The sequence below is a fragment of the Kaistella pullorum genome, from assembly GCF_014837035.1.
Taxonomy (GTDB): domain Bacteria; phylum Bacteroidota; class Bacteroidia; order Flavobacteriales; family Weeksellaceae; genus Kaistella; species Kaistella rhinocerotis.
The window spans coordinates 46793-62568 of record NZ_JACSPS010000003.1; the positions used below are offsets into that span (position 1 = coordinate 46793).

Annotated in this window: 16 protein-coding genes; 6 read left to right on the top strand and 10 right to left on the bottom strand. The window is 43.5% G+C overall.

All coding sequences use genetic code 11. The features are described from left to right. Positions 1-10 precede the first annotated feature (10 nt). A complete protein-coding gene (gene aceB, locus H9628_RS08785; RefSeq protein WP_251833771.1) occupies positions 11-1588 on the bottom strand; it encodes a malate synthase A in 1578 nt (525 codons plus the stop codon). Between the two features lie 177 nt (positions 1589-1765). Here aceB and H9628_RS08790 point away from each other — a divergent pair, with 177 nt between their 5' ends. Beyond that, positions 1766-3232, top strand: a complete 1467-nt coding sequence (locus H9628_RS08790) for a helix-turn-helix transcriptional regulator (RefSeq protein WP_251833772.1) — start codon at positions 1766-1768, stop codon at positions 3230-3232. A gap of 41 nt (positions 3233-3273) precedes the next feature. Next, positions 3274-3927 carry a ComF family protein gene (locus tag H9628_RS08795; RefSeq protein ID WP_251833773.1) on the top strand — a complete coding sequence of 218 codons (654 nt, stop codon included), beginning with the start codon at positions 3274-3276 and terminating at the stop codon, positions 3925-3927. Positions 3928-3938: 11 nt separating this feature from the next. Here the strand turns inward: H9628_RS08795 and upp are convergent, their stop codons facing one another. The 6 genes from upp to H9628_RS08825 all read right to left on the bottom strand — a co-directional run bounded on the left by upp (position 3939) and on the right by H9628_RS08825 (position 9271). Continuing rightward, a complete protein-coding gene (gene upp, locus H9628_RS08800; RefSeq protein ID WP_251833774.1) occupies positions 3939-4589 on the bottom strand; it encodes a uracil phosphoribosyltransferase in 651 nt (216 codons plus the stop codon). Positions 4590-4673: 84 nt separating this feature from the next. After that, on the bottom strand, positions 4674-5984 hold the full coding sequence (gene der / locus H9628_RS08805; protein WP_251833775.1) for a ribosome biogenesis GTPase Der: 1311 nt from the start codon (positions 5982-5984) through the stop codon (positions 4674-4676). Between the two features lie 327 nt (positions 5985-6311). Continuing rightward, a complete protein-coding gene (murA, locus tag H9628_RS08810; RefSeq protein WP_251833776.1) occupies positions 6312-7619 on the bottom strand; it encodes a UDP-N-acetylglucosamine 1-carboxyvinyltransferase in 1308 nt (435 codons plus the stop codon). A gap of 3 nt (positions 7620-7622) precedes the next feature. Next, on the bottom strand, positions 7623-8270 hold the full coding sequence (locus H9628_RS08815) for a DUF4290 domain-containing protein (RefSeq protein WP_251833777.1): 648 nt from the start codon (positions 8268-8270) through the stop codon (positions 7623-7625). 111 nt (positions 8271-8381) lie between these two features. After that, a complete protein-coding gene (locus H9628_RS08820) occupies positions 8382-8789 on the bottom strand; it encodes a thiol-disulfide oxidoreductase DCC family protein (protein WP_251833778.1) in 408 nt (135 codons plus the stop codon). An 8-nt stretch (positions 8790-8797) separates the two neighbouring features. Continuing rightward, positions 8798-9271 carry a heme-binding domain-containing protein gene (locus H9628_RS08825; RefSeq protein WP_251833779.1) on the bottom strand — a complete coding sequence of 158 codons (474 nt, stop codon included), beginning with the start codon at positions 9269-9271 and terminating at the stop codon, positions 8798-8800. Positions 9272-9419: 148 nt separating this feature from the next. Here H9628_RS08825 and H9628_RS08830 point away from each other — a divergent pair, with 148 nt between their 5' ends. Genes H9628_RS08830 through H9628_RS08840 form a run of 3 tightly spaced genes read left to right on the top strand, consistent with a single transcriptional unit; the run spans position 9420 to position 10666 of the window. Further along, a complete protein-coding gene (locus H9628_RS08830; RefSeq protein ID WP_251833780.1) occupies positions 9420-10055 on the top strand; it encodes a peroxiredoxin in 636 nt (211 codons plus the stop codon). A 52-nt stretch (positions 10056-10107) separates the two neighbouring features. After that, positions 10108-10416, top strand: coding sequence for a thioredoxin family protein (locus tag H9628_RS08835; protein WP_251833781.1), 309 nt, complete (start codon positions 10108-10110; stop codon positions 10414-10416). A gap of 1 nt (position 10417) precedes the next feature. After that, positions 10418-10666 carry a DUF6952 family protein gene (locus H9628_RS08840; RefSeq protein WP_251833782.1) on the top strand — a complete coding sequence of 83 codons (249 nt, stop codon included), beginning with the start codon at positions 10418-10420 and terminating at the stop codon, positions 10664-10666. 50 nt (positions 10667-10716) lie between these two features. Here H9628_RS08840 and H9628_RS11985 read toward each other — a convergent pair whose 3' ends face one another. The 3 genes from H9628_RS11985 to uvrA form a co-directional block, all read right to left on the bottom strand. Next, positions 10717-11202 carry a hypothetical protein gene (locus H9628_RS11985; protein ID WP_251833783.1) on the bottom strand — a complete coding sequence of 162 codons (486 nt, stop codon included), beginning with the start codon at positions 11200-11202 and terminating at the stop codon, positions 10717-10719. A 77-nt stretch (positions 11203-11279) separates the two neighbouring features. Continuing rightward, positions 11280-11774 (bottom strand): GNAT family N-acetyltransferase, encoded by a 495-nt coding sequence (locus tag H9628_RS08850; RefSeq protein ID WP_251833784.1) that lies wholly within the window; start codon positions 11772-11774, stop codon positions 11280-11282. 70 nt (positions 11775-11844) lie between these two features. Continuing rightward, complete coding sequence (uvrA, locus tag H9628_RS08855) at positions 11845-14676, bottom strand: excinuclease ABC subunit UvrA (protein ID WP_251833785.1); 2832 nt, start codon at positions 14674-14676, stop codon at positions 11845-11847. A 326-nt stretch (positions 14677-15002) separates the two neighbouring features. Here uvrA and H9628_RS08860 point away from each other — a divergent pair, with 326 nt between their 5' ends. After that, positions 15003-15707 (top strand): DsbA family oxidoreductase, encoded by a 705-nt coding sequence (locus H9628_RS08860; RefSeq protein WP_251833786.1) that lies wholly within the window; start codon positions 15003-15005, stop codon positions 15705-15707. Positions 15708-15776: the final 69 nt, after the last annotated feature.

Consider the following 15776-nt stretch of genomic DNA (forward strand, 5'->3'; position numbering starts at 1 on the left):
ATGATTGGATTTAAATAAACTGGTAAGCTTTCAGCGTTAAGAATTCTTCAAATTGGTCGTTCAGAATCAGATCATCGAAAATCTCCGTGGCTAAAGCAAACTTTCCGTTTTTGTAACGTTCTTCGCCCACATAATTTTTAATGTTTTGAAGTTCCTCTTCCTGCCATTTCAACACCATCTCATTGGTTAAAATTCTGCCGTCATCGAGTTGGGCTTCATTTTTCAGCCATTGCCAGACCTGCGTGCGCGAAATTTCTGCGGTCGCAGCATCTTCCATTAAATTGTAAAGCGCCGCTGCCCCCACACCCATCAGCCAGGATTCGATGTAAAGGATTCCGACATTGATATTTTTTCTTACGCCATTTTCAGTGATTGTCCCTTTTGGAATTTCGAGTAAATCGCTTTCTGAAATCTGATATTCTTCGAATTTTTTGTGAATCTGGTTTTTTTCAGGCATCAGGTCATCGAAGATTTTCTTCGCAACAGGAACCAATCCCGGATGTGCAACCCAGGTCCCGTCGTGTCCGTTTTTCACCTCTCGTTCCTTATCTGCACGCACTTTTGCATAGGCTATTTCATTCTTCTCTTCGTTATTTTTCACAGGAATCTGCGCCGCCATTCCACCCATCGCGTGCACATTTCTTTTGTGGCAAACCTGAATCACGCGTTTTGAATAGGCACTCATAAAAGGTGAAGTCATGGTCACCTGGTCTCTGTCCGGCACGAGAAATTCGGGTCTGTTCCTGAACTTTTTGATATAGGAAAAAATATAATCCCATCTTCCGCAGTTCAGTCCGGAACTGTGCTCTTTCAATTCATACAGAATCTCATCGAGCTGAAAGGCCGCCGTAATGGTTTCAATTAAAACAGTTGCTTTGATAGTACCCTGCGGAATTTGCAGATAATCCTGAGAAAATTTAAAAACGTCATTCCACCAGCGGGCTTCCTTGTAATGTTCGAGTTTTGGAAGATAAAAATATGGTCCGCTACCATTTTGGATCAGTTTTTTTGCATTTCTGAAAAAGTAGATTCCAAAATCAATTAAAGAACCCGAAGCTTTTTCTCCGTCTATCTCGATATTTTTTTCTTCCAAATGCAGACCTCGAGGACGAACCAGCAGAACCGCAGTCTGATCATTGAGTTGATAGGTTTTGCCGTTTTCATTTTCAAAGCTGATGATGTAGTTTACAGCATCGGAAAGATTGATTTGTCCTTCCATGCAGTTTTCCCAGGTCGGCGAATTGCTGTCCTCAAAATCTGCCATGAAGGTGGAAGCGCCCGAATTAAGGGCATTGATAATCATTTTGCGTTCCACCGGACCGGTAATTTCCACTCTTCTGTCGAGCAAATCCTCAGGCAGTACACCGCAAACCCAATTGCTTTCCCTGATTTCTTTCGTTTCAGGCAGGAAAATGGGCAGGTTTCCCTTATCGAACTCGTTTTGTTGCGCTTTTCTTGTCTGAATCAGTTCCAGTCGTTTAGCATTGAACCGTACGTGAAGTTCGGTCAGAAAATCAATCATATCTGCAGAGAAAATCTCGTGGTAAGGTCTGGTTGCCAAGACCTTAAATTTCGTCGCCGTTTCCATTTCATTAAATTTTTGAGATTGTGATACATCAAAACTATAAAAATATTTTCACTTCCAGCGAACGTTCGCTAACTTTTAAAAATAATAATTATGCGAAAAACAGTTCTTTTTAAATTAACTTTGTGTCCATCGGACTTCCGGGATTATCTGCAAGTATTAAAAATTTAAAACCGACTTATGACGCACGACGGCGAATTCATCAAAACCGTATTCGGACTGAAAATGAAACAGTTCCGCCAGAAAAGAAACATTTCGCTGCAGGAACTTTCAAATCAAACCGGATTGTCAAAATCATATCTTAACGAGATTGAAAACGGCAAAAAATACCCGAAACACGACAAAATCGGCCAGCTCGCCACGGCTCTTCACTGCACTTATAATGATTTGGTGTCCACGAAACTCGACAAAAGTCTCTCGCCGATTGTTGAAATTATTCAGTCGGATTTTTTTAAGGAAATTCCGCTGGATCTTTTTGGGATTAATAAAAACAACCTCATCAGCCTTATAAGTGACGCTCCAAAAAAAGTGACAGCATTCATCACCACGCTGATAGAAATTTCAAAAAATTACAATCTGAGTAAGGAACGGTTCTACTTTGCCGTGCTCAGGAGTTTTCAGGAGCTCTACGATAATTATTTTCCGGAAATCGAGGAAAAGGCAACCGCTTATTCTTTTCAAAATAAAATTCCTCATAAACCTAATTCTGTAGAATTAGAAAAAATTCTGCGTGAAGAATTTAATTACGAGATCAGAACTCTGGATTTCGAAAAATATGGCGCCACCGGAAAACTTCGGTCGCTTTTTATCCCGGAAAAGAAGCTGCTTTTACTGAATGAACTTCTCGATGAAGACCAGAAAACCTTCATTTTTGCAAAGGAAGTAGGTTTCAATGTCCTGAATCTGCGCATCAGACCGAACACGTATTCCTGGCTTGATTTCACCAGTTTCGAGGAGTTGCTCAGCAATTATTACGCATCCTATTTCGCCGGTTGTCTGCTGATTCACAAGGGAATTTTGACCGAAAAAATATCGGCGTTTTTTAGTTCAAATGAGTGGGAGCCACAGAATTTTGAGAATCTCATCGAAGAATTTACCAATTCACCGGAAACGTTTTACTATCGCCTGACCAACATTTTGCCGCAGGAATTCGGCATCAAGGACCTTTTTTATCTGTGTTTTACGAAGAAGAAATTTTCAGACAACCTTGAGATTTTAAAGGAACTTCATCTGAACCGCCAACAGGCACCGCACGCCAACGCCACCAACGAACATTATTGCAGAAGATGGATTGCCGTGAAAAACCTGATGAATCTGCAGGAAAACGAAACGTTAACCGCAGCCCAGATTTCTCATTACAAAGACAGTGGTCTAACCTATCTTGTGATATCTACCTCGCAAAAAAATCCGTTCTCAGACGGAACTAACAGGAGTTATTGCCTCGGCATCCTGCTGAATTCAAACTCTTTAAAGAAAATAAATTTCGCTAAAAGTGACCAAATAAGAACTGTGAATGTAGGCGTAACCTGCGAATTTTGCAGTATCCCAAACTGCGAAGTGAGGCAGGCGCCAGCGCTGCGTCTGGAAAAAGAACTTTTGAATGAAAATATGAAGAAAGCCATTCAGATGATCAAAAAAGAGATGTGACACGCGCATAATTTGTAACTTTAAAATGACAAAACACGGATGTGATTTTAAATTTACTTTTCCCGAACCGCTGCCTGCGCTGCAACCGGATTATCACTTCTAAAGAGATTGTCTGCGAATTGTGTTTTGACCAGATTCATTTCACACATTATCTGTTTAACGCAAACAACCTGCTTAAAGAAAAATGTCGGCTTCTGTTTCCGGTAGAAAACGCTTATGCGCTGATGCAGTTTGAAGAAGAAAGTCTGAGCCGGGAAATTGTGCACCAACTGAAGTACGGCCGCCGCGAAAAGATCGGGAAAACACTGGCCGAGTGGGTCACAGAGCGCGTAGATTTCGGCAATGACCCTCCCGACTTCTTTATCACGGTGCCGCTGCACGCAAAGAAACTCCGAAAACGCGGGTATAATCAACTGCATCTTTTCGCTGACACATTAAGTAAACATTATGGTATACCGTGTGACCACAATCTGCTCAAGCGAAATGCCAACAGACGTGCACAGGCAAAAAAAGACCGGGTTCACCGGGCTGAAACCGACTCGCTGTTCACCTGCACGCATGAGGTGACTGATAAGCACATTTTGCTCGTCGATGACGTTTTTACAACTGGAAATACCATGAGTTCCGTGGCATGGGAAATACTAAAATCCGGCAATAACCGGATTTCTGTACTTGTGATGGCTGAAGATTATTAGAATTGAAAGTTCTACCGCTGAAGTTTTTCACCGTAACTTAAATCTCCGGCATCGCCTAAACCTGGAGTTATGTAACCTTTAGACGTAAGTTCATCATCAATTACACCCACCCAAATCATAGCTTCCGGATATTCCTTTTGAATGGTTTCAACGCCCTGTTTTGAAGCGATGGCGGCCACAATATGCAACTGCGACGGTTTCCCGTGATTCAGTAAATCTTTGATTGCTTCAATGAGACTTGCGCCTGTTGCAAGCATAGGATCCGCAACGATCAATGGTCGGCCATCAATATTTGGGCACGTAAGGTAATCCTGTTTTATCGAAAAATAGTCGTTTGCATCGTGTTTTCGGTATGCGGCTACGAAACCACAGTCTGCTTTGTCAAGATAGTTCAAAAGTCCCTGGAACAAGGGAACACCCGCACGTAAAATAGTAGTGATCACCGGCTGTACGGCAATTTCACGGGATTCAATTTTGGCTAAAGGCGTGGTAATCTCAATTTTTTTCTGCTCGAGACCTTTGCTGATCTCAAAGGCGGCAATTTCACCAATGCGCTCCATATTCCTGCGGAAACGCATGCGGTCATTCTGGATTTCGGTATTACGAAGTTCGTTGATCCAGGTATTCACGAGTGAGAACTGCGTTGATAAAACATTAGTCATAGTCGGTAGTTAGGGTGCAAAGTTCGTTAAATTATAGGTGACAAAAAAGCCCTTCAAATACAATCTGAAAGGCTTAAATACGTATTATTTCTGTCTGAAATACACTTCAATCGGCACACCGGTAAAGCCAAACTGTTTCCGGAGCTGATTCTCGGTGAATCTTTTGTACGGTTCCTTCACATATTGCGGCAGATTACAGAAAAACACAAACTGCGGACTCGGCGTTGGCAACTGCACACAATATTTGATTTTCACATACTTTCCTTTCAGTGCCGGCGGTGGCGTTTGCTCGAAAATTGGCAGCATCACCTCGTTAAGTTTTGAAGTCTTGATTTTTTTCGCACGGTTTTCATACACTTCCATTGCCACTTCCACCGTTTTCAGGATTCTCTGTTTAGATAGTGCTGACACAAACAGAATTGGAATATCGGTAAACTGACCAATCTTTTCTTTGATCTGATTTTCAAAATCACGCGTCGTGTTGGTATGTTTGTTTTCTACAAGGTCCCATTTGTTTACCACGATCACGATTCCTTTGCGGTTTTTCTGCGCAAGGCCGAAAATATTCATATCCTGCGATTCCCAACCCAAAGTAGCATCCACCATGATGATTACGACGTCTGAATACTCAATTGAACGGATAGAACGCATCACGGAATAAAATTCAAGGTCTTCTTTCACTTTGGCTTTCCGCCGCATACCAGCGGTATCTACCAGCACAAATTCGTGCCCGAATTTATTATACAGCGTCTCAATCGAGTCGCGCGTTGTTCCGGCGATATCGGTGACGATGTTTCTTTCAACGTCGAGAAGCGCATTTGTAAGGGTAGATTTACCCACGTTTGGACGACCTGCAATGGTGATTTTAGGCAGTCCTTCAAAAGGATCTTTGTAATCTGTAGTTGGGAATTCTTTTACGATATCATCGAGGAGCTCGCCTGTTCCGGAACCTGTCGCAGAAGATAAAGTATAGTATTTTTCGATTCCAAGCTGGTAAAATTCGGTAGCAGCCAGCTCCTCTGTGGCCGAATCTACCTTGTTTACAGTAACATAAACCGGTTTGTTTGATCTGCGGAGCATCTCAAAGATTTCCTGGTCGGTATCTGTAAGTCCTTCCTCCACATTCAGCATGAAAATGATCGAAGTGGCTTCATCGATAGCCAACTGAACCTGCTTTGAAATTTCTTCCTGGAAAACATCTTCGGTGTTTACTTCGTAACCTCCGGTGTCGATCACCGTGAATTCTACACCATTCCAGTCAGATTTTCCGTAATGACGGTCCCGCGTAACGCCTGAAGTAGAATCTACGATAGCTTCTCTCCGCTCCAGAAACCGGTTAAAAAGGGTTGATTTTCCTACGTTGGGACGCCCAACGATTGCAACAATATTGCTCATTCAAATTTTGTTTAATAATTTAATTATTAATGGGTTACTCCAACCATTGAAGCCCAAAAATTTTTGCAAAGGTAGCGTTTTCAATTTTGTTAGCGAAATGTTATTCTTTTTATGAAATCCATAATCCTATTTGCATCACAGATCGGCTCTTTTTCGGAAGGGCACCCGCCTGAGGTTCTAGCCCCGATCGCAATGGAAATCCCCGCCGCGGCGGGATTGCAATGAAGAGCGGGACGGGTCTCCGGAAGTGCCAAAAATACTGTTGCTACAAATAAAAAAAGCCATCTCAGAAATGAAATGCCTTTTATTTTTAATATTTATTGACAGTTAGACCCGCGTGATTTCTGCTCCAATGGCCCTTAGCCTGCCATCGATATTTTCGTAGCCACGGTCGATTTGTTCGATATTGTGAATCAACGAATCGCCCTGCGCAGAAAGTGCAGCGATCAACAAAGCGTTTCCGGCCCTGATATCCGGGGACACAAGCGTGGTTCCACGCAGCGGCGACTCATGATTGAGACCGACAACTGTGGCGCGGTGCGGATCGCAAAGTATTATCTGAGCTCCCATATCGATAAGTTTATCTACGAAAAACAATCTGGATTCGAACATTTTCTGATGAACCAAAACGGTGCCCTGCGCCTGCGTTGCAACCACGAGGATGATCGACAGCAAATCCGGTGTGAAACCCGGCCACGGCGCGTCTGACACCGTGAGGATAGAACCGTCAATGAACTTCTGTATTTTGTAATTGTCCTGCGCGGGAATGTAGATGTCATCGCCCCGGCGTTCAAGCATGATGCCGAGCTTGCGGAATGTGTTCGGTATAACGCCAAGCTCATCCCAGTTGACGTTTTTGATTGTAATTTCCGATTTCGTCATAGCTGCAAGGCCAATCCAAGAGCCGATTTCGACCATATCCGGCAACATCGTATGCTCTGTACCGCCGAGTTTTTGCACTCCGTCTATTATGAGCAGGTTTGAGCCAATGCCCGAAATTTGTGCGCCCATTCGGTTCAGCATCTTGCAAAGCTGTTGCAGGTACGGCTCGCAAGCGGCATTGTAAATACTGGTGCGTCCTTTTGCCAAAACTGCAGCCATCACAATATTTGCCGTTCCGGTAACCGATGCTTCCTCGAGCAGAATAAATTTACCCTGAAGTTCTTTTGCTTTTAAAGAATATAAGTAATGTGAATCGTCATAATTGAATTCCGCACCCAACTCCACAAAGCCCTGGAAATGCGTGTCTAAACGTCTGCGTCCAATTTTGTCGCCGCCCGGTGTGGGCATGTACGCCTCACCGAAACGCGCTAACATTGGACCTAAAAGCATGATGGATCCGCGAAGTTTTGACCCGTCTTCCCGGAAACCGTCTGATTTTACGTAGCCAAAATTCACCGCATCGGCCTTAAACGTATAGTCTCCGTGACCGTTTTTGGTGATTTTCACACCAAAATCGCCAAGAATCTCGATTAACCTGTTTACATCATGTATATCAGGGATGTTTTTTATTCGTATCTCCTCATCTGTGAGCAGAATCGCGCACAATATCTGAAGTGCCTCGTTTTTCGCGCCCTGCGGCGTTATCTCACCCTGTAATCTTTTCCCACCCTTAATCTTGAATGTTCCGCTCATACCCTACTTCCTGTTTTTATTTTGAAAATTCCGTTTTTTATTTTGGTGGTTTTGCTGCTGGTTTTGGTTCTTACCGTTTGATTTATTATTGCGGTTGGTTGCGTAATAAATTTTGTTTTTTTCGAGGGAATCAAGTGACGTAAGATCAAGCCTGTCATTCGAAAGGTCTTTCAGATGCCTGAAGATAACCTCATCCTGTACATGTTCCTTATTGTAAACATTGTAAGATTTCTTCATGTTGTTTGCGATCACCTGTATCAGCGCGTCTTTCTCGTCGCCGGCTTCAAGTTCGATTGCTTTGTCTATCAGTTGCAGTATACTTTTACCATAAAACTTGAAATCACCCTGCAGTTTGGGATATTCCATACGTTTCGGCTTCACCTGCATCTCCTCCACTGTTGGGAACTGATAAGGCGAATCTACATCCAGATCGTAGTTCGATAAAATGAAAAGGTGATCCCACAACTTATGTTTATAGTTTTCTTCATCGCGAAGTTGCGGGTTCCGCTGTCCCATAAAATCCACGATCGCCACTGCCATCTCATTTCGCTCTTCCTTCGTAGAAAGCTCTTTGCAGCGCTCCACGAGTTGCTGAATGATACGGCCGTATTCCGGCATGTGAAGTTGGGGTCGGGAGGTGTTGTATTCCATGGCTGCAAATATAAGAATTAGTTTGGCAGAATAATGCGCGCGATTTGTCGCTCACTAGCTAACAAGCAAAGTGATGCAGACTTCCATAAATTTAAATATAAAAAGCCGCTATTAGTGATCTACAAACCGTTTGCGTTCTTCGGGGCTGGGCAGAAAGCATTTTTGTGAAGCGAGTTCCTGGCGGTATTTCGCAACAATCGAGTAAAAATAATCGGTAATGAAAGACGGTAGAAAGCGCAGGTAGCTTAAGAGTTTAAATTTACCGCCCAGCAGACCAGCAATTGCAAACGCAGCTTTCGATTTGGTAAGATAAAAACCACCTGGTTTCCACAGATAAACGGTGCTAAGTTCGGCAGTTGGTAGATTTCGTTCATTCAGAAAACGCTGTCCAAAATCTGATTGCAGGGCAGCGAAAAGAAAACGCTCCTGTTTGTCATTTTCAAGGATCCATTGCACCCAATGGTTGCAGAAACCGCAGTCTCCGTCATAAAATAGATAATATTTGTTCGGGTCTGTCATTTAAAATTTTATTTTTCCGGCGGAAGATCATTCAGAAGCCTCGTATCATCTTCAATGAATTTGAAATATCTAATGATTTCAGCGCGTTCCGCATCTGTTAATTCTGCCTCAGGATGTCCTAAAACAAAGGAGTTCAGCGGCATCTCACGTTTTTCAACCATTTCGCGTGATTCTGCCAACTTATGTGCCTGACGTTTAGGCTCGTACGTAGCGAAGGTGGAGAAATTGAGTTTCATTCTGCCCTCATCGATATGATCTTTTAAAAACCAGCCGATAGGCTGCACGTTCGAGTACCATGGATAGTTGGTTTCATTACTGTGACAGCCGTAGCAGCTTTCGCGAATGATATTTGCAGTTTTGGAGGGCGTGCTTTTAATATTCAGGAAATCCATCTCAGGTGTGGGCTTCGGGTTTTCTTTATTAATTGGGAAAAACTGAATCAAAATCATGCCGAAAAACAAAATGGCTACAAGAACTTTCATGGTGGTTTACTTTGTGTGAAAATACGGATTTAATAATAAATATGCTCTACCGCGAAATTCACCTCAATAGATTTTATAAATCAAAAATTATTTTCCGATTGACAAATACTTGTTATCTTTGCACTACGAAAATTTAAAACAATATAATATGTCATTAGTAGGAAAGAAATTCCCAAACATCGCGATCGATGCAATGAGTGAAATGGGTGATGATTTGAAGATCAACGTATTCCAGGAAGCAGCTGAAAACCAACAAAAAGTGCTTTTGTTCTGGTACCCGAAAGACTTTACTTTCGTTTGCCCTACGGAACTTCACGCTTTTCAGGATGCTTTGGGCGAGTTTGAAAAAAGAAACACTAAGGTAATTGGCGCTTCTTGCGATACAAATGAAGTACACTTCGCATGGCTGAACACACCAAAAGACAACGGCGGAATCGAAGGTATTACTTATCCGATCCTTGCGGACACACACCGTCAATTGGCTAACCAACTTGGAATTGTGGATCAGGATTTCGAGTTTGATGAAGAAGGAAATGAGTTTTTCACAGGTTCAAATGTGACCTACCGCGCCACTTACCTAATCGATGAGACCGGAAAAATCTTCCACGAGTCTGTAAACGACATGCCACTTGGCCGTAACGTGAAAGAATTCTTAAGAATGATCGACGCTTACACTCACGTTCAGAAAAACGGTGAAGTATGCCCGGCAAACTGGGAAGAAGGCAAAGAAGCCATGAAAGCTGACAGAAAATCTACAGCTGAGTATCTGGCGTCTCAGAACTAAGAAAAGTCAGGGTTTTTTGACTTTAATGTTTAATTTTTAAAATTAAGAAAAAATGTACACAGAATTAGCAGAAGATACATTGCAGCAGATCGTTGCAGACCATGAAAAAGTTGTGGTACAGTATGGGGCTACCTGGTGCGGTAACTGCCGGATCATGAAGCCGAAATTTAAAAAATTAGCTGCCGAGAACGATGATATTCCGTTCTATTATGTAGATGCTGAGAAACTTCCAGAAAGCCGAAAACTGGCCAAAGTAGACAACCTGCCAACTTTTGCGGTCTTCAAAAACGGTGAATTGCTGAATCAGGTTCAAACCAACCAGGCTGAGAATCTCACTAACCTTTTTAATGAACTGAAGTAACATGAAATTACCGATTATCAGACAATTTTACCAATCGCAAACTGCTGAAAACCTCGAGAAAACACTTGAAGTGCTCGAAACTTTTTCAGAAATGCGTGGGGTAAGTGAGGAGGAGTTGAATGTTACCGGCGAGCTGATCACCAACATCTGTGGCGCGCTGGAGGTGCACCAAAATGTGAAAAACGGTGTTCCGGAACGTGAAGCGCTAAACGGTTTTGCCCAGAAAGTTTTGGGTTCAATTGACAGATAAAACAGCAATTAATAATAAAAAAAAGCGGGAAAAATTTCCCGCTTCTTTTTTTATTTATGCTTGCCATAACCTTTGCCGTTCTTGCTGTGTTTGTATTTGCCAGCGGCTTTTCGGGGGTCATGTTTCCCCTTTTTATAGTTTGAATATACCTCCGCGCGTTGCACCTGACGTTTTTTTAGCTGTCCCGGTGCATAATCTTTGGCAGATCCGCCATAGATTTTTTTAGCCTGTCCCGGCGGAAGTCTGCGGGCATTATTGTTCGGATTATAAACCGTATTGTCGCGTCCCAGGATGCCCGGGCGTCCGTAAACATCACCCGTTCTTACCACGCGACCGTTTTCGTACACATTGCCGTTTCGGTCACGGTAAATTTCACCGGTTCTGTACGTTCCACCATCTGGCGTGCGGAAAACGCCGCCATTTCCTGCCGGATAACGGTTCGGATAATTATTGCCGTAAGCATCGTTCGCAGTTCCGCAAGATTCCATCGTGAAAGCCAATCCGGCCACAGCTGCTATTTTAAGTAAGTTTTTCATTTGTATAAAATTAATATTCGGCAACCCTATTCCAATGATGATGCCAAAAAATTTAAAGCTTACTTACAGAACGGTTTTTACCCGACAATCGTACTTCGCCTTTCAAGAATAACCACATCCCGCCAAACGCCGTTCATCTGCCCGAACTTCTCGCGGCGGCCCACTTCGCGGAATCCCAATTTGAAATGAATCGCAAGACTTGCCTCATTCTCGGGAAAAATACCCGATTGAAGCGTCCAGTAGCCGTTTTCTTCACTTGCTTTAATCAGCTCACTTAGTAACGCACGGCCAATTCCGAAACCGTGGGCTGCGAAGCTTAAATAAATGCTCACTTCCGCCACGCCCGAGAAGCACTCACGCTTACTAACCGACTGTATGGCGGCCCAACCCAACACTTTTTGATTTTCATCTTCAGCCACGAGACGGCAACATTGAAGAAATTTAGTATCCCACGATTCCCAACTCGGCACGTTTCTATCATATGTTGCGTTTCCGCCGGCAATTCCTTCGCCGTAAATCGCCAGTACTTCCGGGCCATCCTGGTCCCTCATCGTGCGCAGTTTGAAAGTCATTTGGTTTAAATTTTTTCAGTTTTAAATTTAAAAAAACCGCACAAATCGCGCGGTTTTATTTTTAAATATTTTACTGGAGTTCTTTTTTCAGAAAACGTGCAGTGAGCGATTTCTTAGACCGCGCTACTTCTTCGGGCGTGCCCTTGGCAACTATTTCACCGCCTTTGCTGCCGCCTTCCATACCCACATCGATAATGTGGTCTGCGAGTTTGATGACATCCAGGTTATGTTCTATTATTACAAAAGAATTCCCCAGGTCCACCAGCTTGTTGATGGCTTCCATCAGTACTTTCACGTCCTCAAAGTGCAAGCCGGTGGTGGGCTCATCTAAAATATAGAGCGTGTTACCCGTCTGTTTTTTCGAAAGTTCGGTCGCAAGTTTGATTCTTTGCGCCTCACCGCCCGAAAGCGTGGTAGACTGCTGACCGAGCGTGATATATCCGAGGCCCACATCCTGCAGGGTTTTCACTTTCGCGAATATCCTAGGCAAAGGTTTAAAGAATTCAGTAGCCTCCTCAATCGTCATTTCCAGCACATCTGAAATCGATTTGCCTTTGTAGCGAACCTCCAGTGTTTCACGGTTGAAACGTTTGCCGTGGCAGGTTTCGCAATGAACATAAACGTCTGGCAGGAAATTCATCTCAATCACCTTCAGACCACCTCCCTGGCAAGTCTCGCAACGGCCGCCTTTTACGTTGAAACTGAAACGTCCCGCTTTGTAACCGCGGATTTTAGATTCCGGAAGTTCCGCAAAAAGATTTCGGATATCGGTGAACATGCCGGTATATGTTGCCGGATTTGAGCGCGGGGTACGCCCAATCGGGGCTTGATCAACATCTACAATTTTGTCGATATTCTCGATTCCTTCAAACTTTTTATACGGCAACGGCTCCTGCACCGCACGGTAAAAATGCCGGTTCAGAATCGGATAAAGCGTACCATTGATCAGCGAAGATTTACCGCTGCCGGAAATTCCGGTTACCACAACCAATTTCCCGAGTGGAATCTCAATATTTACATTCTTAAGATTATTTCCGCTCGCACCTTTTAAAACTAAAGATTTTCCGTTACCCGCCCGTCTTTCTGCCGGCACCGGAATGTTTCGGCGGCCCGTCATGTAATCTGCGGTAAGCGTGTCGGCTTTCAGCAATTCATCCGGCTTCCCCTGCCACAGAACTTCACCACCAAATTTGCCGGCGCGCGGACCGATATCCAGCACTTCATCTGCTTCCAAAATCATGTCCTTATCATGTTCCACAACAATCACCGAGTTACCGATGTCGCGCAGATTTTTAAGCGAATTGATAAGCCTTTCATTATCTCGCTGGTGAAGACCAATCGAAGGTTCATCGAGAATGTAAAGCACATTCACCAATTGGGAACCAATTTGGGTTGCGAGCCGTATCCGCTGAGATTCGCCGCCGGAAAGTGTACGTGAACTACGGCTTAGACTTAAATAATCGAGGCCCACATCGAGCAAAAACTGCAAACGTGTTTTGATCTCTTTCAGAATTTCATGCGCAATCACATGGTTTTTTTCGCTGAATTTTCCTTCAATGTCATTGAGCCAATCCATAAGGTCCAGCAGCGAAAACGCGCTGACCTCAGCGATATTTTTGCCGTCTATTTTAAAACTTAAGCTAGATTGCTGCAGCCTCGCACCCTTACATTCGGAACAGATTTCTTCGGTGGTGAAATGCCGCTCAAGCAAAACCGCATCATAACTTTCTTTGTCTTCGATAAGTTCATTTACGATGCTTACAAGTCCGTCAAAACTTACTTTAATCTTTTTTGTGATACCGGCATACTTCAGATCTTTGTTGAATTCTCGGTGGCAGCCATGGTAAATATAGTCGATTGCTTCTTCCGGTATATCCTTAAATGGTGTTGCGAGCGTCAAACCGAAAATCTCTAGAATATTCTTGATCTGTCCGAGCACCCATTTGTTCGATTTTATGTCCTCCAACGGTAATAACGCGCCCTGATTAACCGATAATTTAGAATTTTCAACGAAATATTTGGTGTTCACTTTTTGCACCGTACCAAGGCCTTTGCACTGCGGGCAACTGCCTTTGGGCGAGTTGAATGAAAATGTATTGGGTTCCGGCAATGCAAGCGAGTGACCCGATTCTGCGTCCATCAGGTTTTTGGAGAAATATTCGATGTCTGTACTTCCAAGCAGCTGAATTCCTATGGTACCCTCGCCCATCTGCATCGCGGTTCGTAAAGATTTTGCCATACGTGCTTCCGACGCGCTTTCGCCAATGATCCAGCGGTCAATCACAATATCAATGTCGTGGGTTTTATAACGGTCAAGTTTGAGGTCGTATTCTATATCCTGCAGCTCACCGTCAATTCGGGCCTGGCTGTACCCTTTTTTGGCCATCTGCACGAAGAGTTCGTGATAGTGACCTTTTCGTGAGGTGACTACAGGAGCCAGAAGCAGCAACTTTTGGCCATCATAATTTTCCTGGATGGTTTCAAGGATCTGCTCCTCGGTATAACTCACAAGTTTTTTTCCGCTGTTCAGGGAATATGCATCTGAAACCCGCGCAAAAAGCAGACGCAGGTAATCATACAACTCAGTTACCGTGCCCACAGTTGAGCGCGGATTTTTATTCGTGGTTTTCTGCTCGATCGCGATTACGGGCGAAAGTCCATCAATTTTATCGACGTCCGGTCGTTCAAGTCCGCCCAGAAACTGACGCGCGTAAGCGGAGAATGTTTCGATATAGCGGCGCTGCCCTTCAGCGAAGATTGTATCAAAGGCCAGCGAAGATTTTCCACTGCCCGAAAGCCCGGTGATCACCACCAGCTCATTGCGCGGAATCTTCAGCGTAATGTTTTTCAGGTTGTGCTCGCGCGCGCCATAAATTTCTATATATTCTTTTGAATCTTTCATTTTTTGGTGTCTTAAAATCTATATTTTAAGAGTTTGCAAAAATACGGAATTTTGTGCCATTCTATTCTGCCGGCCAGATATATAAAGTCTTAGCTTAAAAAATGTGCATAAAGCTAAAGTCAAGCAAATCATTGAAATTCAAAAATTTAAATTAAGCATGATGGAAGTGACTTTGAAATACTAAACAAGTGCGTAAACACCCAAAAATATTTAAATCTTTATTGCGAACCCGACTTAGGGGAAGCCGAATGGGGTAATGCTTAACTTAGGTCAATGCTTTTAAATTTTTAAAACATTAATTTTGGAATGATATCAACAGTACAATTATGAAAGTAAATATCTGGAGCGACGTACGCTGCCCATTTTGCTACGTCGGAAAGAAAAAATTCGAAAAAGCGCTTGAAAATTTTCCCCAGGCAGAGAATATTGAGGTCGTGTGGCACAGTTTCCAGCTCGATCCCGACCTGGAGACGCAGCCAGACCGGGACCCGTATGAATTCTTTTCGGAAATAAAAGGGATCTCCACAGAACAGGCAAAAGCCATGCATGAACATGCCAAAAACGCAGGCCGCGAAGCCGGAATCGAGTTTAATTTTGATAATTCAAAGATTGCAAATTCTTATAAAGCACACTTACTCATTCAGTTAGCCAAACAAAAAGGTGTAGCTGATGCCATGGAAGAAGCACTTTTCAAAGCGCAGTTCATCGATGCCGAGAATATTGATGATGAATCTACACTGCTAAAAGTCGCAACGTCAATGGGCATTACCGAAGAAGATGCGAAAAAGGCATTCAATTCTGATGAACTTTCTCACGCTGTGGCTCAGGATGGTTTGATGGCAAGACAACTGGGCATCAATGCAGTGCCATTTTTTGTGTTTAATGACAAATACGGCGTTTCGGGCGCGCAGCAACCCGAGCATTTCCTTGAGGTTCTTACAAAATCTTACGAGGAATTTTCAGCGGGAGACAAAGGCTTACAGATCATCAGTTCCGGCGAAAGTTGCGACGCAGATGGCAACTGCAACTAATGTGAATATTGATCGCGGCAGTTTCTGACAGGTTATTCGGACTGGAAATTGCTGCCGCTAATTAAATAA

Coding starts and splice junctions, on each gene's coding strand:
- H9628_RS08830 (WP_251833780.1), top strand. CDS start 9,420: ATGTCATTAGTAGGAAAGAAATTCCCAAACATCGCGATCGATGCAATG.
- H9628_RS08840 (WP_251833782.1), top strand. CDS start 10,418: ATGAAATTACCGATTATCAGACAATTTTACCAATCGCAAACTGCTGAA.
- aceB (WP_251833771.1), bottom strand. CDS start 1,588: ATGGAAACGGCGACGAAATTTAAGGTCTTGGCAACCAGACCTTACCAC.
- H9628_RS08825 (WP_251833779.1), bottom strand. CDS start 9,271: ATGAAAGTTCTTGTAGCCATTTTGTTTTTCGGCATGATTTTGATTCAG.
- uvrA (WP_251833785.1), bottom strand. CDS start 14,676: ATGAAAGATTCAAAAGAATATATAGAAATTTATGGCGCGCGCGAGCAC.
- H9628_RS08820 (WP_251833778.1), bottom strand. CDS start 8,789: ATGACAGACCCGAACAAATATTATCTATTTTATGACGGAGACTGCGGT.
- H9628_RS08790 (WP_251833772.1), top strand. CDS start 1,766: ATGACGCACGACGGCGAATTCATCAAAACCGTATTCGGACTGAAAATG.
- H9628_RS08835 (WP_251833781.1), top strand. CDS start 10,108: ATGTACACAGAATTAGCAGAAGATACATTGCAGCAGATCGTTGCAGAC.
- upp (WP_251833774.1), bottom strand. CDS start 4,589: ATGACTAATGTTTTATCAACGCAGTTCTCACTCGTGAATACCTGGATC.
- H9628_RS11985 (WP_251833783.1), bottom strand. CDS start 11,202: ATGAAAAACTTACTTAAAATAGCAGCTGTGGCCGGATTGGCTTTCACG.
- der (WP_251833775.1), bottom strand. CDS start 5,984: ATGAGCAATATTGTTGCAATCGTTGGGCGTCCCAACGTAGGAAAATCA.
- H9628_RS08815 (WP_251833777.1), bottom strand. CDS start 8,270: ATGGAATACAACACCTCCCGACCCCAACTTCACATGCCGGAATACGGC.
- H9628_RS08860 (WP_251833786.1), top strand. CDS start 15,003: ATGAAAGTAAATATCTGGAGCGACGTACGCTGCCCATTTTGCTACGTC.
- H9628_RS08850 (WP_251833784.1), bottom strand. CDS start 11,774: ATGACTTTCAAACTGCGCACGATGAGGGACCAGGATGGCCCGGAAGTA.
- murA (WP_251833776.1), bottom strand. CDS start 7,619: ATGAGCGGAACATTCAAGATTAAGGGTGGGAAAAGATTACAGGGTGAG.